18 protein-coding genes and 1 tRNA gene are annotated in these 18,412 nt (G+C 65.9%); 9 read left to right on the top strand and 10 right to left on the bottom strand.

From position 1 onward, the window contains the following. Positions 1–6: 6 nt before the first annotated feature. Positions 7–1,026: a ketol-acid reductoisomerase gene (gene ilvC / locus ACLBWL_RS09210; protein WP_447792345.1), complete on the top strand. Its 1,020-nt coding sequence runs from the start codon at positions 7–9 to the stop codon at positions 1,024–1,026. Between the two features lie 461 nt (positions 1,027–1,487). Further along, positions 1,488–2,093 carry a YceI family protein gene (locus tag ACLBWL_RS09205; protein WP_447792343.1) on the top strand — a complete coding sequence of 202 codons (606 nt, stop codon included), beginning with the start codon at positions 1,488–1,490 and terminating at the stop codon, positions 2,091–2,093. Between the two features lie 12 nt (positions 2,094–2,105). Here ACLBWL_RS09205 and ACLBWL_RS09200 read toward each other — a convergent pair whose 3' ends face one another. Then, complete coding sequence (locus ACLBWL_RS09200) at positions 2,106–2,438, bottom strand: hypothetical protein (protein ID WP_447792341.1); 333 nt, start codon at positions 2,436–2,438, stop codon at positions 2,106–2,108. Positions 2,439–2,701: 263 nt separating this feature from the next. Here ACLBWL_RS09200 and leuA point away from each other — a divergent pair, with 263 nt between their 5' ends. Beyond that, positions 2,702–4,360 carry a 2-isopropylmalate synthase gene (gene leuA, locus ACLBWL_RS09195; protein WP_447792339.1) on the top strand — a complete coding sequence of 553 codons (1,659 nt, stop codon included), beginning with the start codon at positions 2,702–2,704 and terminating at the stop codon, positions 4,358–4,360. Positions 4,361–4,476: 116 nt separating this feature from the next. Here leuA and ACLBWL_RS09190 read toward each other — a convergent pair whose 3' ends face one another. From ACLBWL_RS09190 to folE, 3 genes are read right to left on the bottom strand one after another with little or no spacing between them, the layout of a single operon-like run. Beyond that, positions 4,477–4,827: a dihydroneopterin aldolase gene (locus ACLBWL_RS09190; protein WP_447792337.1), complete on the bottom strand. Its 351-nt coding sequence runs from the start codon at positions 4,825–4,827 to the stop codon at positions 4,477–4,479. Further along, the gene (locus tag ACLBWL_RS09185; protein WP_447792335.1) at positions 4,820–5,590 is read right to left on the bottom strand and encodes an SDR family NAD(P)-dependent oxidoreductase; all 771 of its coding nucleotides are present in this window, start codon (positions 5,588–5,590) and stop codon (positions 4,820–4,822) included. The genes ACLBWL_RS09190 and ACLBWL_RS09185 overlap by 8 nt, the downstream gene beginning before the upstream one ends. Further along, on the bottom strand, positions 5,590–6,180 hold the full coding sequence (gene folE, locus ACLBWL_RS09180) for a GTP cyclohydrolase I FolE (protein ID WP_447792333.1): 591 nt from the start codon (positions 6,178–6,180) through the stop codon (positions 5,590–5,592). Before folE ends, ACLBWL_RS09185 begins: the two co-directional genes overlap by 1 nt. Positions 6,181–6,419: 239 nt before the next feature. Between folE and ACLBWL_RS09175 the strand changes: the two genes are divergently transcribed. Continuing rightward, a complete protein-coding gene (locus tag ACLBWL_RS09175) occupies positions 6,420–9,362 on the top strand; it encodes a TonB-dependent receptor (protein WP_447792332.1) in 2,943 nt (980 codons plus the stop codon). Positions 9,363–9,797: 435 nt separating this feature from the next. Here the strand turns inward: ACLBWL_RS09175 and fghA are convergent, their stop codons facing one another. From fghA to ACLBWL_RS09160, 3 genes are read right to left on the bottom strand one after another with little or no spacing between them, the layout of a single operon-like run. Further along, the gene (gene fghA, locus ACLBWL_RS09170; RefSeq protein ID WP_447792330.1) at positions 9,798–10,634 is read right to left on the bottom strand and encodes an S-formylglutathione hydrolase; all 837 of its coding nucleotides are present in this window, start codon (positions 10,632–10,634) and stop codon (positions 9,798–9,800) included. Continuing rightward, on the bottom strand, positions 10,634–11,017 hold the full coding sequence (locus tag ACLBWL_RS09165; RefSeq protein ID WP_447792328.1) for a VOC family protein: 384 nt from the start codon (positions 11,015–11,017) through the stop codon (positions 10,634–10,636). Before ACLBWL_RS09165 ends, fghA begins: the two co-directional genes overlap by 1 nt. Positions 11,018–11,028: 11 nt before the next feature. Further along, positions 11,029–12,135, bottom strand: coding sequence for an S-(hydroxymethyl)glutathione dehydrogenase/class III alcohol dehydrogenase (locus tag ACLBWL_RS09160; RefSeq protein WP_447792326.1), 1,107 nt, complete (start codon positions 12,133–12,135; stop codon positions 11,029–11,031). 119 nt (positions 12,136–12,254) lie between these two features. Between ACLBWL_RS09160 and ACLBWL_RS09155 the strand changes: the two genes are divergently transcribed. From ACLBWL_RS09155 to ACLBWL_RS09135, 5 genes are all read left to right on the top strand, one after another. Then, positions 12,255–12,458 (top strand): hypervirulence associated TUDOR domain-containing protein, encoded by a 204-nt coding sequence (locus ACLBWL_RS09155; RefSeq protein WP_056482645.1) that lies wholly within the window; start codon positions 12,255–12,257, stop codon positions 12,456–12,458. A 47-nt stretch (positions 12,459–12,505) separates the two neighbouring features. Then, complete coding sequence (locus ACLBWL_RS09150; protein ID WP_031394799.1) at positions 12,506–12,766, top strand: SWIB/MDM2 domain-containing protein; 261 nt, start codon at positions 12,506–12,508, stop codon at positions 12,764–12,766. Between the two features lie 193 nt (positions 12,767–12,959). Beyond that, positions 12,960–13,036: transfer RNA gene (locus tag ACLBWL_RS09145), tRNA-Arg, on the top strand. A 73-nt stretch (positions 13,037–13,109) separates the two neighbouring features. After that, positions 13,110–13,985 (top strand): exonuclease domain-containing protein, encoded by an 876-nt coding sequence (locus tag ACLBWL_RS09140; protein WP_447792323.1) that lies wholly within the window; start codon positions 13,110–13,112, stop codon positions 13,983–13,985. Positions 13,986–14,094: 109 nt separating this feature from the next. Next, positions 14,095–15,696: a carboxylesterase/lipase family protein gene (locus tag ACLBWL_RS09135; protein WP_447792321.1), complete on the top strand. Its 1,602-nt coding sequence runs from the start codon at positions 14,095–14,097 to the stop codon at positions 15,694–15,696. Positions 15,697–15,700: 4 nt separating this feature from the next. Here the strand turns inward: ACLBWL_RS09135 and ACLBWL_RS09130 are convergent, their stop codons facing one another. From ACLBWL_RS09130 to ACLBWL_RS09120, 3 genes are read right to left on the bottom strand one after another with little or no spacing between them, the layout of a single operon-like run. Continuing rightward, positions 15,701–16,804, bottom strand: a complete 1,104-nt coding sequence (locus ACLBWL_RS09130; protein WP_447792319.1) for a lactonase family protein — start codon at positions 16,802–16,804, stop codon at positions 15,701–15,703. A gap of 16 nt (positions 16,805–16,820) precedes the next feature. Then, complete coding sequence (locus ACLBWL_RS09125) at positions 16,821–17,762, bottom strand: DUF979 domain-containing protein (protein WP_447793457.1); 942 nt, start codon at positions 17,760–17,762, stop codon at positions 16,821–16,823. Beyond that, entirely contained in the window at positions 17,759–18,412 is a 654-nt protein-coding gene (locus ACLBWL_RS09120) for a DUF969 domain-containing protein (RefSeq protein ID WP_447792317.1), read from the bottom strand. The genes ACLBWL_RS09125 and ACLBWL_RS09120 overlap by 4 nt, the downstream gene beginning before the upstream one ends.

Below are 18,412 nucleotides of genomic sequence, written 5' to 3'. Positions count from 1 at the left end.
AATCCAATGCGTGTGTATTACGATCGCGACGCCGACCTGAACCTGATCACCGACAAGAAGATCGCGATCGTCGGGTACGGCTCGCAGGGCCATGCGCATGCGCAGAACCTCCGCGATTCGGGCGTCAAGGACGTCACGATCGCGCTGCGCGAGGGTTCGCCCACCGCCAAGAAGGCGATCGAGGCGGGCTTCGCGGTCAAGTCGAACAAGGAAGCCGCCGCCTGGGCCGACATCGTCATGATCCTCGCCCCGGACGAGCATCAGGCCGCGATCTACGCCGCCGACCTGCACGACAACCTCAAGCAAGGCGCGACGATTGCCTTCGCGCACGGCCTCAACGTGCATTTCGGCCTGATCGAGCCGCGCGCCGATCTCGACGTCATCATGATCGCGCCCAAGGGCCCCGGCCACACCGTGCGCAGCGAATATGTCCGCGGCGGCGGCGTCCCCTGCCTGATCGCGATCGACCAGGACAAGTCTGGCAACGCGCATGACATCGCGCTCGCTTATGCCAGCGGTGTCGGCGGCGGGCGCTCGGGGATCATCGAGACCAACTTCCGCGAGGAATGCGAGACCGACCTGTTCGGCGAGCAGGCCGTGCTGTGCGGCGGCATCACCCACCTGATCCAGGCCGGGTTCGAGACGCTGGTCGAAGCCGGCTACGCGCCCGAGATGGCGTATTTCGAGTGTCTCCACGAGACCAAGCTGATCGTCGACCTGCTGTATGAGGGGGGCATCGCCAACATGCGCTACTCGATCTCGAACACGGCCGAATATGGCGACATCACGACGGGTCCGCGGATCATCACGGCGGAGACCAAGGCCGAGATGAAGCGCGTGCTGGCCGACATCCAGTCGGGCCGGTTCGTGAAGCACTTCATCCTCGATAATCGTGCGGGGCAGCCTGAGCTTAAGGCGGCGCGGAAGCAGGCGCTGGCGCATCCGATCGAGAAGATCGGGTCGGAGTTGCGTGGGATGATGCCTTGGATCGGGAAGAATGCTTTGGTGGATCGCGAGCGCAACTGAGCGCAACGAACGCGCGTGAGCGCGGCCGGCACGACGGAGCCTGCCCATAGGGCACGGCTTCGCCGGGGCCGACGGGCTGGCGGGGGTGCGCGTTTCGGTTGCCCCATACCCTCGCGGACTCCACCCCGGCGAAGGCCGGGGCCCAATTGGGAAGGCTTTAGTAACGTAGGACAATCCTCCGTGACCGACCTCACCCAATTGGGCCCCGGCCTTCGCCGGGGTGGTTTTGTGAGGTGGGACCGTTCTTCCCTTACTGTTCCCTCGCGAACGCGGGGGTCCAGGGTCTCAGGCGGTGATCGTGGTTTAGCTGGGCCCCCGCGTCCGCGGGGGAACAAGAGCTTGCGCTGCACTCTACCGGGAGAGCGACGCCCCCCCCAATTCCGAAACACAGCGTTGGCATAACGCCGTTTGACGCGCCCCCTCACCTCGGCCAGCATCGCGCGATCAACAGGAGACCCCGCATGCGCCTAGTCCTAGCCACCATCCTCGCCATAACCGCCGCGCCAGTCATCGCCCAGACCGCCGCCGTCCCCGGCGCCCCCGTCAAGGCGCGCGTCGCCGCCGGCACCTACGCGGTCGATCCGAACCACACGCAGGTCACGTGGCAGGTCAATCACATGGGCTTCTCGATGCTCGAAGGGCAGCTGGGCGCGTCGGGGGGCAGCATCACGATCGATCCCGCCAAGCCGAACGCGACCAAGGTCGAGGTCAACTTCGCGATCGATCAGCTCTCGGTCACCGCTGCACCGTTCGCGAGCCACCTGAAGTCGAAGGACTTCTTCGACGCCGCGACCTACCCGACCGCCAAGTTCGTCTCGACCAAGGTCGTCGCGACCGGCGACAAGGCGACGATCACCGGCGATCTCACGCTCAAGGGCGTCACCAAGCCGGTCGTGCTCCAGGCGACCTTCATCGGCGCGGGCGCGAACCCGATGAACAAGAAGCTGAACTTCGGCTTCCGCGCGACGACCTCGATCAAGCGCAGCGACTTCAACCTCGGCGCTTACGCCCCGGTGGTGTCGGACAAGGTCGACCTGACGATCAACGCGGCGTTCTCCGCGAACTGATCGCGCGTCCCGCTACGACGCGGCCACGGGAACCGACAGGGTAACCGTGACCGTGTTCGTGGCGGAATGGATCGCAACCGCGGTCACCCAGTCGTCCTGCCGATCGGCATAGATCGTCTTCACCGGCGTCAGCACTTGGGTCACGATGCCTCCGGGTTCATCGGCGACGAAATCATAGCCCTGCACGCCGTCTTCCGGTGGCGTGATGTAGATGTGTTTCGACAAGGTCGGGTTCTTCCAGCCGCCGGTGTTGACGAAGCCATCGGCCTCTATTTTAAGTGTCGGCGGAAGACTTTTTGTCGTTTCGACGTGGACGCATCCGATTTTGTAGATCGTCTTGGTCATGACTCTCTCCCCACCCGGTCGGTCACCGGACCCGCAGATGCTATCATGCGGCCGATCCGGCGTAATCGGCAGGCTGATCCATTTTGGCTGGACAATTGCTGCCGGTCGACGATAGCGTAGATGCAATGACGCCGGCCCTTCGCCTCCTGCTGCTTCGACTTACGCGCCCTTAGGCGCGCCGATCGTTTGCGCGGTGGCCATGCCCCGCGCCTCGCGCCTAAGGGCTGACCCGAACGCTCCCGACGATACGAGAGACACGAGCCATGCTGCGCGACCCATCGACCAAATACCGACCGTTTCCGCAAGTCGACCTGCCCGACCGCCAATGGCCGTCGAAGACCATCGTCAAGCCACCCCGCTGGCTCTCCACCGATCTGCGCGACGGCAACCAGGCGCTGATCGACCCGATGGATGCGGAGAAGAAGACGCGCTTCTTCGACCTGCTCTGCAAGGTCGGACTGAAGGAAATCGAGGTCGGTTTCCCGAGCGCTGGCGCGACCGAGTTCGACTTCATCTCCGGCCTCGTGAAGACCGGCCGGATCCCCGACGACGTCGCGATCCAGGTGCTCACCCAATCGCGCCGCGACCTGATCGAGACGAGCTTCGCCAGCCTCGTTGGCGCGAAGACTGCGATCGTCCACCTTTATAATGCAGTCTCCCCCGCATGGCGGAAGATCGTGTTCGGGATGGACCGTGCGCAGGTGAAGCAGATCGCCGTGGATGGCGCCAAGGTGCTCCGCGACGAAGCCGCCAAGCAGCCCAACGTCCGCTGGCAGTTCGAATATTCGCCCGAGACCTTCTCGACCGCCGAACTCGATTTCAGCCTCGAGGTCTGCGAGGCGGTGATGGACGTCCTGATGCCCACGCCCGAGAACCCGATCATCTTCAACCTGCCCGCCACCGTCGAGTGCGCGACGCCGAACATCTATGCCGACCAGATCGAATGGTTCGGCCGCAACATCCGCAACCGCGACGCGGTCGCGATCAGCCTGCACACGCATAACGATCGCGGCACCGGCGTCGCGGCGGCGGAGCTCGGCATGATGGCGGGCGCGGACCGCGTCGAGGGCTGCCTGCTCGGCAATGGCGAGCGCACCGGCAATTGCGATCTCGTGACGGTCGCGCTCAACATGTACACGCAAGGGGTGGATCCGAAGCTCGACCTGTCAGACCTCGACGGGGTCGTGAACACGGTCAATTACTGCACCAACATTCCCGTCCACCCGCGCACGCCCTATGCCGGCGACCTGGTCTTCACCGCGTTCTCGGGGAGCCATCAGGACGCGATCAAGAAGGGGTTCGCGGCGCAGGAGGCGAAGAACGACACGTTGTGGGAGGTGCCGTATCTCCCGATCGACCCCGCCGATCTCGGCCGCAGCTACGAGGCGGTGATCCGCGTCAATTCGCAGTCGGGCAAGGGCGGCGTCGCCTGGGTGATCGAGCAGGACAAGGGCCTGAAGCTGCCAAAGCGGTTGCAGGCGGACTTCAGCCGCCACGTCCAGGCCTATGCCGACGAGACCAGCCGCGAGTTGAACGCGGCGGACATCTGGGGCCTGTTCGAGCGGACCTACATGCCGCAGGCCGACGACCGCGTGGAACTGCGCGATTATGAGGAAAGCGGTGCGTCGGGGCAGCGCGTGTTCATCGGCCGGGTGGCGATCGATGGCGAGGAGCGGTCGATCTCCGGGCGTGGCAACGGGCTGATCTCGGGTGTGATCTCGGCAATTGCAGAATCGACCGGGCCGACGCTCGACGTGATCGATTACAACGAGCACGCGATCGGCCATGGCGCGGACGCGCAGGCCGCGGCCTATGTCGAATGCCGGACAGCGGAGGGCAAAACGGTATTCGGCGTCGGCATGGACACCGACATCGCCACCGCCTCGGTCCGCGCGGTGTTGAGCGCCGCCAACCGGGCGTGATGCGCACCTCCCTCTCCCCCTCCGGGGAGAGGGTCGGGGTGAGGGGCAGCCAAGCAGTGCTTCGCCCGGAACAGCCCCTAACCCCAGCCCTCTCCCCGCAGGGGAGGGGGAGCAGTTCACCGCTCGCGAACGATCTCGCAGCCGACACGGGCGTCCGGATACACGTCGGCCTTCACCGTCCGCACCTTGACCCGCCGCACCCGCGCATCCGCCAGGCACAGCCCTGCGATCCTCTCGCACAGCGTCTCCTGCAACGCGATCGGCCGATCTGCGACCATCGCCAGTATTGCCGTCCGCACGAAGTCGTAATCGAGCACTTCCTCGATCGCATCGTCGCGCAGCGGCCCCGGATACACGACCGTCATCTCGACCGACACGAGCACGCGCTGCGGTGCCACCTCGTGCGGGTGGATGCCGAGCCGCATCATCACCTCGAACCCGTCGAGGATCGTCGTGAATTCAGCCATTGCGCCCCTCTCGGTCCCGGTCGAACATCACGTCGCCATCGCGCTTCAGGAACCGCTGCCCACAATCGACGAAGACATTCTGTCCCGTTACGCCCTTTGCAGTCAGCAGCCACGCCACCGCATCCGCCACCGTCGCCGCGCCGACCGGCCGCCGCAACAGGTTATCGCTCGCCACCGCCGCGAACTCCGCCTCGGTCTGGTCGCCGCTCGGCAGCGTCAGCCCCGGCGACACCGCGTTCACCGCGATGCGCGGCCCGAGCGCCTGCGCCAGCATCGTCGTCGCCCCCTCCAGCGCGATCTTCCCGCAGCTGTACGAAAAGAAATCGGGGTTGAGGTTCGCCACCTTCTGGTCGAGCACATTGACCACCGCGCCGTCCGCCACGTCGTCCTGCGACGCCAGCGCGGACGCGAGCAGCACCGGTGCGCCGCAATTGATCGCGCCGAGTTCCGCGAACAGCACCGGATCCACACTCGGCGGCCGATCGAACGCGAACCGCGAGGCGCAGTTCACAAGGCCGTCGATCGGTCCGCCGATCGCAGTCCGCGCCGCCGCAAACAGGTCGCCGATCGCGCCGAGATCGCTCAGGTCGCCTGACACCGCCGCAGCGCGACCGCCCGCGCCAACGATTGCCGCGACCAGCGCTTCAGCCTCATCCCGCGAATGCCCCTGGTGCACGATCACCGCGTGACCGTCCGCCGCGAGCCGCCGGACGATCGCCGCGCCTAGCCGCTTCGCACCACCGGTCACCAGCACCGTTCGCATCAGGCACGCTGTCCCATCAGCGCCAGCACTTCCTTGCGGCTGCGCTCGTCGTCGCGGAACACGCCCATCATCCGGCTCGTGACCATCGTTACCCCCGGCGTGCGGACACCGCGCGCGGTCATGCAGGCATGGCTCGCCTCGATCACCACCGCGACGCCCTGCGGCTTGAGGTTTTCCCAGATGCAGTCGGCCACCTCGGCGGTCAGCCGCTCCTGCACCTGCAACCGCCGCGCGAACCCGTGCAGCACGCGCGCCAGCTTCGAAATCCCGACGACGTGGTTCTTCGGCAGATACGCGATGTGCGCCTTGCCGATGATCGGCGCCATATGATGCTCGCAATGCGACTGGAACGGGATGTCGCGCAGCAGGACGATCTCGTCATAGCCGCCGACCTCTTCGAACACGCGGTCGAGATGCTTGGCCGGATCGTCGCCGTAGCCCGCGCAATATTCCTTCCACGCGCGCGCGACTCGACGCGGCGTATCGAGAAGGCCCTCGCGATCGGGATTGTCGCCGGACCACCGGATCAGCGTTCTGATCGCATCGGCCACCTCGGGCGGCACGACAATCTTGCCGTCGTCATCGACCATATCGCCTTCCACGACCCTACGCTCACCCGACATCGTGGGTTGCCGTAGCGTCAACGCGAAGGTCCGTAACATAAGTTCGAATTTGCAACTGTTTCATCCTGCGTATGTGCCGCGTTTTGCGCCGTTTTCCGAGCTATAAAAGCGTTGACGCCGCAATTTTTTGATCGCTTATTGAGCATACCTGAAAATCGAAACCGACATCGGCAAAGACCGGGGCGGTTCCAGGGAGAGGATAGATCATGGCCAAGTTCGAATTGCTCGCCGCATCGGCGATGTTGCTTCTGCCTGTTGTTCCCGCCGCCGCCCAAACCGCCGCCACCAGCTCCGCCCAAGACACGGCGCCGACCAATGGTCCCGGACAGGAAGCGGTGACCCCGGCCCCTGCCGATCCCCTCGCCATGCAGGATATCGTGATCACCGCGCAACGCCAGTCGCAGCGGTTACAAGATGTTCCGATTGCAGTGAGCGCTTTTACCGCTGACAATCTCGCCAAGCAGCAGATCGTCAACCCGAGCGCGCTCCAGCAGACGCTGCCCAACGTCACCTTCACCAAGACCAACTTCACCACGTCGAGCTTCACGATCCGCGGCATCGGCGACCTGTGCACCGGCGCCACCTGCGATACCGCGACCGCGATCCACGTCAACGACATGCCGCTGGTGACGACCCGCCTGTTCGAAAGCGAGTTCTTCGATCTCGAGCGGGTCGAGGTGCTGCGCGGGCCGCAGGGTACGTTGTTCGGTCGCAACGCGACCTCGGGCGTGGTCAACTTCATCTCCGCCAAGCCCGATCTTTCGGGGATCCACGCCGCCGCCGAGTTCGAATACGGCAATTACGATTCGAAGCGCGTGAAGGCGATGTTCAACCTGCCCTTCACCGACACGCTCGGCATCCGCGTCGCCGGCACCTATCTCAACCGCGACGGCTATACCAAGAACCTGTACGATGGCGGCAAGATCGACGGGCGCGACCTGTATTCGATCCGCGGCACGCTGTCGTGGGAGCCGACCAGCGACACGCGGATCGACCTGATCGGCTATTATTTCCGCGAGAAGGACGATCGCTCGCGGTTGCAGAAACAGCTGTGCCACCGCGATCCGACCGGCATCCTCGGCTGCCTGCCCGACCGGCTCGCCAACGAGACCGCGAACGGCAATTCGACGCTCTCGGCGGTGCTCAGCTCGCGCGAGTTCTTCGCGGTCAACAATCCCGCGCTCGCCCGCTTCGGCCTGCAGAGCCTCTACGGCCAGGATACCTATGCCGGCGTCGTCAACCCGAGCGACGTGCGGCAGGTCTCGCTCGATTACAGCCCGACCTACTTCGCCGAGGAAGAGCAATATACCGCCAAGATCTTCCACGATTTCGGCCCGGTCAGCCTGAACTTCACCGGCGGCTACACGCGCAACGTCGTCGACAGCACGACCGACTACAACCTCGCGGTCGAGAACCCGCTGACCAACAATGTCGGGCTCGCTACGCTCAACGCGCTCGCCCGCACCGGATCGCCGTTCGCGTTCCTCAGCGGCGTGCGACAGACACTGATCCCCAACGGCCCCGCCGGCGGCGCGTGCCAGTCCGCCGCCGATCCGAACAATGTCGGCGTCTATGGCGGTAATTCGATCGGATGCTATCCGCAGAGCCTCGACTTCGATCGCTCGCGGCAGAAGAACCGCCAATATTCCGCCGAAGCGCATCTCGACAGCAATTTCGACGGGATGTTCAACTTCCTGCTCGGCGGCATCTACGTCGACAGCAAGTCGACCAACACGGACTATTTCGTCAACGCGTTCGGACTGGATTATGGCGCCGGTATCCTCGGCTCGGCCAGCGCCGCCGCCGCCGGATTGCCCGCCGGCAACGGCTATTTCCTGGCGACGCCGTTCTACCGCAACAACGACACCGAGTTCCGCCTGAAATCCTACGGCATCTTCGGCGAGACGTACTTCAAGTTCACCGACACGCTGAAACTGACCGTCGGCCTGCGCTACAATCACGACCAGAAGACCGATCAGGCGCGCAACCTCGCGCTCAACGTGCTGACCCCGATCGGCGCGACCGCGATCGAGCAGGGGATCAATTACGGCACGGTCGATTTCGACCCGAACCTGCCCGGGCGGCAGGAATTCGCCAATGCGCAGGTCAGCTTCTCGCGACTGACGGGTCGCGCGGTGCTCGATTACCGGATCACCGAAAACAATCTGCTCTACGCGTCCTATTCGCGCGGGTATAAATCGGGTGGGATCAACCCGCCGCTGTTGCCGCAGTTCAGCGTCAGCAGCACGTTCGATCCGGAGCAGGTCAACGCCTACGAGATCGGCTCGAAGAACACATTCGCCGGTGGTCGGCTGCGGCTCAACCTCACCGGCTTCTATTACCAGTACAAGAACCTGCAGCTGAGCCGGATCGTCGCGCGCACCTCCGTCAACGACAATGTCGACGCCGATATCTACGGCGTCGAAGCGGAGGCGATCGTGAGCCCGATCCCGGCGTTCGTGGTCAACATGAACGCCAGCTACCTCCATTCGAAGGTGTCGAGCGACAAGTTCCTCGTGAACCCGCGCGACGTGTCGAACGGCCGCGCGGACGCGGTGATCATCAAGGACATCACCAACGCGTCGAACTGCGTCGTCGTGCCCAACGTGGCGGGGAATGCGGCGCTGTCGAACGGCTATGTCGCTGCGGTCAATCAGGCGATCGGCCTGCGCGCGCCGACCGCAATTCCGACGGTCGCGGCAACCGGTGCGTTCGGCATCTGCTCGGTGCTAGGCGCCAACGCCGCGGCGAGCGGCGTATCGGTGCTCGACGGCGTCACCACCAACATCCGCGGCAACCGCCTGCCGCAGGCACCGACCTACAAATGGTCGGTGGGAGCGCAGTACACGATCGACTTCGCCAACGGCATGACGCTCGTGCCCCGTGCCGATCTCAACTTCACCGGGGGCCTGTCCGCGAGCATCTTCAACACGAATATCGATCGTATCCCGGGCTATGAGGTGGTCAACATGCAGGTCCAGCTCAACGCGCGCGAAGACCGGTTCTACGTGCGCGCGTTCGTGCAAAACCTGACGAACAACAATGCCGTCACCGGGCAATATGTGACCGACCAGTCGGCGGGTCTGTTCACCAACATCTTCACGATCGATCCGCGCCGGTATGGTGTTGCGGCGGGGTTCAAGTTCTGAGGGGGCACAGCATCCCCGGGCCTCGGCTGTTCTAACGATCCTCCCCCGCCAGGGGGAGGTGGCGCCGAAGGTGACGGAGGGGGCGGACACGGAACAGACGTTTCCCTTACCGCCCCCTCCGTCTGGCAATAGCCCGCCACCTCCCCCTGGCGGGGAAGGACCCGACTATGCCGCCGACATCCTGAGAAAAGTCAGGATTCAGAGCCAATCATCGCGGCGTTCGTGACCCTGGTTCCTGACTTTCGTCAGGATGACGCGTGGATTGAGCGACGTTCTGGCTCATGCAGACCGGGGACTCTCCCCTGCCCCATCCCAACCGCAGCGAATGCGCTACGGGCCCCTTCCCTTTCCCATCGGGAGAGGGAGATACGCCAAAGGCGGTGAGGGTGAGTGCACGGCCTGCAGACCGACAGCCTTGCACCATCAAAACCGCGGTTAGCGCGCCAGTCGCTCCGCATGCCACGCGACGTGATCGGCCATGAACGTCGAGATGAAATTGTAGCTGTGGTCATATCCCGGCTGCATCCGTAGCGTGAGGCCGATCCTCGCGGAGTTGCATGCAGCCACGAGCAACTCAGGCTTCAGCTGATCGACCAGAAAGCCATCCGCATCACCCTGATCGACCAGGACCTCAGCCACCCGCGCACCATCCTCGATCAGCGCGCACGCATCATAAGCCCGCCACGCCGTCCGGTCCGCCCCGAGATACCCGCCGAGCGCTTTCTCACCCCAAGCACACTGCAGCGGCGAGACGATCGGCGCGAATGCCGACACGCTCCGGAACCGATCGGGATTCCGCAACCCGATCGTCAGCGCGCCGTGCCCGCCCATCGAGTGTCCGAAGATGCCCTGCCGTGCCATGTCCGCCACCGGGAACTCCACTGCGATCAGCGCCGGCAGTTCGTCCTCGACATAGGACCGCATCCGGAAATTCTTCGACCAGGGCTGCTCGGTCGCATCGACGTAGAACCCCGCCCCCTTGCCGAAATCATACGCCTCGTCATCGGGAACATCGTCACCGCGCGGCGACGTATCCGGCGCGACCAGGATCACGCCGAGCTCGGCACACGCGCGCCGATACTCGCCCTTGTCCATGACGTTGGCGTGCGTGCACGTCAGCCCCGACAGGAACCACAACACCGGAAATCGCGCGCCCTCGTCGTGCGGCGGCACATAGACTGCGAAGGTCATATCGGTGCCGGTCGCGGTCGAGGCGTGGCGGTACACGCCTTGGACGCCGCCATACGCTTTGCTGGTGGACACGGTTTCCATCACGCGACCCGGTGCAGCGCGCAGATCTTGTTCCCCGACGGGTCGCGCAGATATGCCAGATACAGCTTCCGCCCCCCGGTGGCTTCGCGCACGCCCGGCGGATTTTCACAGGCCGTACCGCCATGCGCGAGGCCCGCAGCGTGCCACGCATCCGCAGCCTCGGTCGAGGCAGCAGCAAACCCCATCGTGCTGCCGTTGCCGTGGCTCGCAGGCTGCCCGTCGATCGGCTTGGTCAGCAGGAAGCGCCCGCCGTCATGCGCGTAGACCACCCGACCCCATTCATCGACGACGCCCTCGGGAACACCAAGCGCGCCCAGCGCCGCGTCGTAGAACGCCTTCGACGACGCGATGTCATCGGCGCCGATCATGATATGCGTGAACATGGGCGCGCTCCTCAGTAGATCACGACGGAGCGGATGCTCTCGCCGGCATGCATCAGGTCGAAGCCCTTGTTGATCTCGTCGAGCGTCAGGCGGTGCGTGATCATCGGGTCGATCTCGATCATGCCGTTCATGTACCAGTCAACGATCTTCGGCGTATCGGTCCGCCCGCGCGCGCCGCCGAACGCCGTCCCGCGCCAGTTGCGCCCGGTGACGAGCTGGAACGGCCGCGTCGAGATTTCCTTCCCCGCCTCGGCCACGCCGATCACGATCGAGGTCCCCCAGCCGCGATGGCACGCCTCCAGTGCCTGCCGCATGACCGTCGTGTTGCCGGTCGCGTCGAACGTATAGTCCGCGCCGCCATCGGTCAGCGCGACGATGTGCGCGACGATATCGCCGACATCCTTGGGATTGGCGAAGTGAGTCATGCCAAAGCGCCGGCCCCATTCCTCGCGGTCCGGATTTATGTCGACGCCGACGATCATCCCAGCGCCCGCCAGCTTCGCACCCTGGATCACGTTCAACCCGATCCCGCCGAGTCCGAATACGACGACGGTGTCGCCCGGCTGGACCTTCGCCGTGTGCACGACCGCGCCCACGCCCGTCGTCACACCGCAACCGATATAGCAGCTGGTGTCGAACGGCGCGTCGGTACGGATCTTGGCGACCGCGATCTCAGGCAGCACGGTGAAGTTCGAGAAGGTCGAGCAGCCCATGTAATGGAAGATCGGCTGGCCCTTGTAGCTGAACCGCGTCGTCCCGTCGGGCATCAACCCCTTGCCTTGCGTGGCGCGGATCGCGGTGCACAGGTTGGTCTTGCCGCTGAGGCACGACTTACACTGGCGGCATTCGGGGGTGTAGAGCGGGATGACGTGGTCGCCGACCGCGACGCTGGTCACGCCCGCGCCGACTTCGCGGACGATGCCGGCGCCTTCATGCCCCAGCACGCTCGGAAACAACCCTTCCGAATCAAGCCCGTCGAGCGTGTACGCGTCGGTATGGCAGATGCCCGTCGCCATGATTTCGACGAGCACTTCGCCGAATTTCGGCCCTTCGAGGTCGAGTTCGACAATCTCGAGCGGTTTTTTTGCCTCGAAGGCTACGGCGGCGCGGGTCTTCATGCGTGGGTCTCCTTGATTGCCGCCCTGATGGCCCCCGCGCCACGCCTCCGCAACCCGTAGGCGATGCAACCAATGCCGCGTTGCCGCGCTTGATCCTTTCAAATCAAGGAGATGGCGCGATGAAGGATCCGAAGAAGGGCGACGAGGTCACCTGGAAATCGCACGGCGGCGAGGCGCACGGCACGGTCGAGAAGAAGCAGACCACCGACACGAAGATCAAGGGGCACACCGTCAAGGCGTCCAAGGAGGAGCCCCAGTTCATCGTAAGGAGTGACAAGGGCGGCAAGGCGGCGCACAAGGCGGACGCGCTCACCAAGGCGTGACCACGCGCGCAGTGCCAAACGCACGCACGCAACAGGAAGGAATGCTTATGGCTACAGCACCCAAGACCGGCGGCATCCATGCCCCCGTCCAGCCCTCTCCCGAGCTCGGCGAGATCGTCGGCAACGACAAGCTGCCGCGCAGCGAAGTGATCAGCAAGGTGTGGGTCTACATCAAGGCCCACAACCTCCAGAACCCTGAGAACAAGCGCGAGATCCTCGCCGACGAGAAGCTGAAGAAGGTCTTCGGGCGTGACAAGTGCACGATGTTCGAGATGAACAAGTACATCTCGCAGCACGTCAAGGCCTAACCGCCAGCACTGCACGGCAAGCGGCGACGGGGCATCGTAAGCGATACCCGTCGCCCTTGATCACCTTTACACGACCCCACTACCCAAGTGCCGGGTCTGATCGCCCTACCCATAGCGGCCGCGCAATCGACCCAGCTGATCGCGAACCGGGCGCTTGATCGCCTCATCCGACCGTCGTACTGCGCAACCGGATGCCCCCGTAGCTCAGCCGGATAGAGCGACGGTTTCCTAAACCGTAGGCCGCGTGTTCAAATCTCGCCGGGGGCACCAGCTTTTCCGCGACCGTGATATCATTGCCGTCAAAGATGTTTATCCGGCTCTCGCATGCGTGCATGGAGGAGGGATGCTTTCGACTGCGATGCTCGCCGATGCCGTCACCCTGCAGCCCGACTTCGTCGTCATCGACGTCGAGACCGCGTGTTCGCGGGTCAGCAGCATCTGCCAGATCGGCATCGTCGGGTTCCGCGACGGCCGCGAGATCTTCGACTACGAGACGCTGGTCAACCCGTGCGATGAATTCCACCTGTTCAACACGCGGATCCACGGCATCGCCGAGCATCATGTCGTCGGCCAGCCGAGCTTTGCCGACGTCCATGCCATCGTCGACCGACACCTGAGCGGTCGCACGACGGTCGCGCACTCGTATTTCGACAAGGGCGCGCTCGCAGCCGCCTGCCGGGTTCATGACCGCCCGGCGATCGAGACGGTATGGCTCGACAGCGTCCGCGTCGCCAAGCGCGCCTGGCCCGATCTGGAAAGCCACCGCCTCGGCCTGCTCGCGCAATATCTCGGGATCGCGCACAAGCATCACGACGCGCTCAGCGATGCACGCGCGGCCGGCTGGGTGATCGTCAAGGCGATCGACCATACCGGGATCTCGCTCGACGAATGGCTCGCCCCGCCGCGCAAGCCCGGCCCAGCCCCCCGTCCAGCGCCGTCCGGACCGCTCGCTGGCGAGCGCATCGCGCTCCTCGGCGCGCCGCGCGACGGGGCGTTGGCGGAGCGGATCGCGGCGTTCGGCGGCCGGATCGTGTCGGCGGTCGGCAACACCACGACGCTGCTCGTGATCGCGGGGCAGCCGCCGTTCAGCTATTCGGTTCGCAACAGCAGTGCGTATCGCCGAGCGGAACATTATCGACAGCTCGGCGCCGCGATACGGATCGTCTCCGACTTCGAGCTTGGCATTGCGGACGGGGTTGCCGGACCGACCGGCGCCTGACGATACGGTATCGTCCCCCCAACGGGGAGATTGCTGCGCGGATAGCCCTTTACCTTGGCAACGTCCCGGCAACCTGCGACCGTCGCTGCAAACCAAAGTGGAGGATGACATGCGGGCAGCGATAATGGCCATGGCAGGGGGAGCGGCTCTCGCGAGCGGCCTGCTGGCGGTACCGGCGATCGCGCAACGGGCGCGCGTTGCGGAAGGCACGCTCGGCGGCACGCGTCTGGCGACTTCGCCGGCGCCGGCTTCGCCCCCCGTCGACGCGTATCTCGGCATCCCCTACGCCACGCCGCCGATCGGTGCGCTCAGATGGCAACCGCCCAAGCCCGCTGGCCGTTGGAGCGGCGTGCGCAAGGCGGACGCGTTCGGGCCGCGGTGCACGCAGCAACCGCTGTTCGCCGACATGCGGTTCCGGTCGCCGCGGATCGACGAGGACTGCCTGACGCTCAACGTCTGGACGCCCGCCGGTGCCAAGCCGGGCGCGCGCCTGCCGGTGCTGTTCTACATCCACGGCGGCGGCGCGATCGCGGGCGACGGATCCGAACTGCGCTACGACGGTGCGGCGATGGCGCGGCAGGGCATCGTCGTCGTGACGATCAACTACCGGCTGGGGGTGTTCGGCTTCCTCGCGACACCCGAGATGGCGGCGGAATCGCCGGCGCACGCCGCCGGAAATTACGGCCTGCTCGACCAGGCGGCCGCGCTAGACTGGGTCCGCCGCAACGCCGCTGCCTTTGGTGGCGATCCGGCGCGGATCACGATCGCGGGGGAAAGTGCGGGCTCGATGTCGGTGAGCGTGCTGATGACCTCGCCGCTGACGCGGACGCGATTTGCACGCGCGATCGGCGAAAGCGGCGGTGTCCTGCCGCCGACGTTCCGGCCGAAACCGCTTGCGACGGCGGTGACGCAGGGCGAGGCGTTCGCGCGCGCCGCCGGCGCGCCGTCGCTGGCTGCACTCCGCGCGATGCCCGCCGCCGATCTGCTCAAGGCCCAGGGCGACGCGCACGCGAGTGCGGAATTCATCGTCGACGGGCTGTTTCTGACCGAACCGCCGATCGATACCTATGCCGCCGGTCGAGCCGCGCGCGTGCCGCTGCTGGTCGGCTCGAATTCGCAGGAGGGCGCGTGGACCAGCATCCTGCGCGATCAGCCGCCGACCGTCGCGAATTACCGCGCGGCGATCGGCAAGGTCTTTGCCGACCCGGACGCGCTGTTCGCGCTGTATCCCGCGGCTGCCGACGCCGAGGTTCCGGCCGCCGCAACCGCGTTGGCGAGCGACGCGTTTCTCGGCGCATCGACCTGGAAGTGGTTCGACCTGCATCGCCGATCGCGACAGCCGACCTACTATTATTATTTCGCGCACCCGCGCCCGCCCGCGCTGCCGCCGCTGACCAATCCCGATGTCGCACCGATCGGCGCGGTGCACAGCGCGGAGATCGAATATGCGCTGGGCAATCTGGACACTAACCCGGCTTATGCCTGGACCGCGGACGACCGCAGGATCTCGGCCGTGTTCCAGGGCTATTTCGCCGGCTTCATCAAGACCGGCGATCCCAACGCCGCCGGCTTGCCGCGCTGGTCACCGGCCGCGCCCGGTGCTGGACCGATCCTGCGGCAGACGATCGACGTGACCACCCGGTCGACGCCGTTCGCTGCGCAGGCCCGCTACGAGGCCGCAGTCCCGCTGCTCGAACGGCGGGTCCGCTGATCGATCAGAGCCGGTCGAGAAAGACCGCGCCCGGTACGGCGAGTTGCTGCCCGGTGGCGGACAGTCGACCGTCGCTGCCGATCGCGAAGATCGCCAGCGTCCCCGATCGCTCGTTGGCGACGACCATCCGCCGCGCGTCGTCGAGCAGCAAGAAGAAGCGCGGCCAGTCGCCACCGCTCGCGATATGCTGGAGCAGCGTCGGCATGCCGGCCGCATCGAGCGCGAACACGGCGATACCGTTCTGCCCGCGGTTCGAGACGTACAACCGCCGGCCCGTGGCATCGATCGCGATATGCGCGGCCTGCGATGCGCCCCGATAGCCCGCGGGCAGCGTGGACACCCGCGATCGCGTGACGAAGCTGCCGTCCGCGCGGGCGTCGAGTGTCATCAACGCATTGGACAGTTCGCACACCACATAGGCGCGCGGCATTCGCGGGTGGTGGACGAGATGGCGTGGCCCGGCACCGGGCTCCGCGTGCCAAGCGACGACCGGCCGCGCCAATTGCCGCGCGGTCGGATCGAAGCGATAGGCGTAGATCGTGTCCGTTCCCAGATCGATCGAATGCAGCCATCGCCGGTCCGCGCTGAACCCGACCCAGTGCGCGTGCGGTCCCTCCTGCCGCGCGGTATTGGGCCCCGTGCCGACATGGTCGAACAGCACCGGGTCGCCCGGCACGCCGGTCCGGGGATCGAGCCGGTGGAACGCGACCCCGCCGCTGGAATAATTGGCGACCGCGAGGCAGCCGCTCGGGCGGTCGAGCGCGATGTAGCACGGGTCGGCGCCCTTGGTCGGTGCGGTACCCCGCGTCGTCCAGTCGGGTGCATAGGCCGAGATCTCGCCCTGCGTCTTTTCGCGGACGAGGTAATAGGCACCGCCGGGGCCGCCGCCCACACCGAACGAGGCGTCGTCGATTCCGGCGATCGGCGCCTCGACCTGCCACCGGTCTCGATCGGCGTCGTAGCCGATCGGGTAGAGCCCCTTCCCGCCCTCACGCGCATACGTCCCGGCGATCAACCTCACCGGGCGCCTCGCCGCCGCGGCAGGTACCGCCATCGTCGCCGCCATCGCGGTCAGCGCGGATCGCCGGGTCATCGTCCAATCGGTCATCGCAAACCCTTCACCCTCATCTGAAGCCGAGCCAGTATAGCAAGCCGATGTTGACGGCGAGCAGCGGCAGCGCGGTCGGTATCTGCGCACGAATGACGGCGTTGCGATCCTTGAGCTCGAGCAACGCGGCAGGGACGAGATTGAAATTCGCCGCCATCGGCGTCATCAGCGTGCCGCAAAACCCGCTGAGCATGCCGATCGCCGCGACCACCGCGGGGTCGCCGCCATAATGGCGGACGAGCAGCGGGATGCCGATCGCCGCCGCCATCACCGGGAACGCGGCGAACGCGTTGCCCATGATCATCGCGAACAGCGCCATGCCGAGCGTATAGGCGAGCACCGCGCCGATCAGGCTGCCCTCGGGGATCGCGGGGCCCGCCAGACCGCCGACGACCTCACCGACGCCCGCCAACGCGAAGACCGCACCGAGGCTCGCGAGCATCTGCGGCAGCACCGCGGCCCAGCCGATCGCATCCATCAGGCGCACGCCCTCGGCGAGCGGCGTCGCGATCTTCGGGCGAAACCAGAATTGCATCGCGATGAGCGCGATCAGCACGCCGCAGGTCAGCGCGACAAGCGTCGCCTGCTTCGGATCGACGAGGCTCGGGACTGTGCGGAAGAGCACCGTGCCGCCGAGCGCTGCGGCCGGGATGATCAGCGCGGGGAGGAATATCCGATTGCCGAGCCGCGCGGCTTCGATCCGCCGGTCATCGGACGAGTGGGTGGCCCGTCCGCCCCGCCCCATCGCACCCGATCCGGCGATGCCCACGAGCGCGAGGACCAGGACGCCGTTGCCGATATCGCCCAGCCGTCCGCCCAGCAGGAAGCTGATCGCCAGCACGGCGTAGAAGGCGGCATTGCCAAAGCGCTTCGTGTTGGCGCGATCGGTCGCGCTCAGCACCGCGAACGCGGCGAACATCAGGCCCGCGATGCCGTAGATGAAACCGGTGCCGATCACCCGCCGCGTGCCAGTCGACGATCGAGCAACCACAGCCGGAAGCCGTGAATCACGAACGCGGCGATCGCGGTCGGGATCGCCCACATCGACAGATGAAGCGGCTGGATGACGATGCCATAGCCCTCGAGCACGCCCTTCATCAGCAGGATCGAGCCGATCGCGATGAAGATGTCCTCACCGAAGAACAGCCCGATATTGTCGGTTGCCGCCGCCATTGCCGGGATGCGATCGCCACCGGGCGCGACGCCCTGCGCCTCGGCGGCCGCCTCGGCCATCGGCGCGACGAGCGGCCGGACGCTCTGCGCGGGACCGGCGATCGAGGTCAGGCCGAGCGCTGCGGTAAGCTGGCGGAACAGCAGATAGCCGATCAACAGCCGCCCGACCGTCGCGCCCCTGAGCGTGGCGATCGCGAGGCGCGCGCGTTCCTGGAGGCCATGGCGTTCGAGCAGGCCGATCACCGGCAGGACGATGTAGATCACCGTGACGTAGCGGTTCTCGTTGAACGCCTTGCCGAACGCGGCGAGGATCGCGAGCGGCGCGATCCCGGCGGCGAGGCCGGTCGCGAGCGCGGAGACCGCGACCACGAGCAACGGATTGAACCGGAGCAGGAACCCCGCGACGATCACCGCGATACCGCACAGGACCAGCAT

The organism is Sphingomonas sp. M1A8_2b, from assembly GCF_053345535.1.
This window is presented reverse-complemented; position numbering and strand designations above follow the sequence as displayed.

Coding starts and splice junctions, on each gene's coding strand:
- ilvC (WP_447792345.1), top strand. CDS start 7: ATGCGTGTGTATTACGATCGCGACGCCGACCTGAACCTGATCACCGAC.
- ACLBWL_RS09205 (WP_447792343.1), top strand. CDS start 1,488: ATGCGCCTAGTCCTAGCCACCATCCTCGCCATAACCGCCGCGCCAGTC.
- ACLBWL_RS09200 (WP_447792341.1), bottom strand. CDS start 2,438: ATGACCAAGACGATCTACAAAATCGGATGCGTCCACGTCGAAACGACA.
- leuA (WP_447792339.1), top strand. CDS start 2,702: ATGCTGCGCGACCCATCGACCAAATACCGACCGTTTCCGCAAGTCGAC.
- ACLBWL_RS09190 (WP_447792337.1), bottom strand. CDS start 4,827: ATGGCTGAATTCACGACGATCCTCGACGGGTTCGAGGTGATGATGCGG.
- ACLBWL_RS09185 (WP_447792335.1), bottom strand. CDS start 5,590: ATGCGAACGGTGCTGGTGACCGGTGGTGCGAAGCGGCTAGGCGCGGCG.
- folE (WP_447792333.1), bottom strand. CDS start 6,180: ATGGTCGATGACGACGGCAAGATTGTCGTGCCGCCCGAGGTGGCCGAT.
- ACLBWL_RS09175 (WP_447792332.1), top strand. CDS start 6,420: ATGGCCAAGTTCGAATTGCTCGCCGCATCGGCGATGTTGCTTCTGCCT.
- fghA (WP_447792330.1), bottom strand. CDS start 10,634: ATGGAAACCGTGTCCACCAGCAAAGCGTATGGCGGCGTCCAAGGCGTG.
- ACLBWL_RS09165 (WP_447792328.1), bottom strand. CDS start 11,017: ATGTTCACGCATATCATGATCGGCGCCGATGACATCGCGTCGTCGAAG.
- ACLBWL_RS09160 (WP_447792326.1), bottom strand. CDS start 12,135: ATGAAGACCCGCGCCGCCGTAGCCTTCGAGGCAAAAAAACCGCTCGAG.
- ACLBWL_RS09155 (WP_056482645.1), top strand. CDS start 12,255: ATGAAGGATCCGAAGAAGGGCGACGAGGTCACCTGGAAATCGCACGGC.
- ACLBWL_RS09150 (WP_031394799.1), top strand. CDS start 12,506: ATGGCTACAGCACCCAAGACCGGCGGCATCCATGCCCCCGTCCAGCCC.
- ACLBWL_RS09140 (WP_447792323.1), top strand. CDS start 13,110: ATGCTTTCGACTGCGATGCTCGCCGATGCCGTCACCCTGCAGCCCGAC.
- ACLBWL_RS09135 (WP_447792321.1), top strand. CDS start 14,095: ATGCGGGCAGCGATAATGGCCATGGCAGGGGGAGCGGCTCTCGCGAGC.
- ACLBWL_RS09130 (WP_447792319.1), bottom strand. CDS start 16,804: ATGACCGATTGGACGATGACCCGGCGATCCGCGCTGACCGCGATGGCG.
- ACLBWL_RS09120 (WP_447792317.1), bottom strand. CDS start 18,412: ATGCTGGTCCTGTGCGGTATCGCGGTGATCGTCGCGGGGTTCCTGCTC.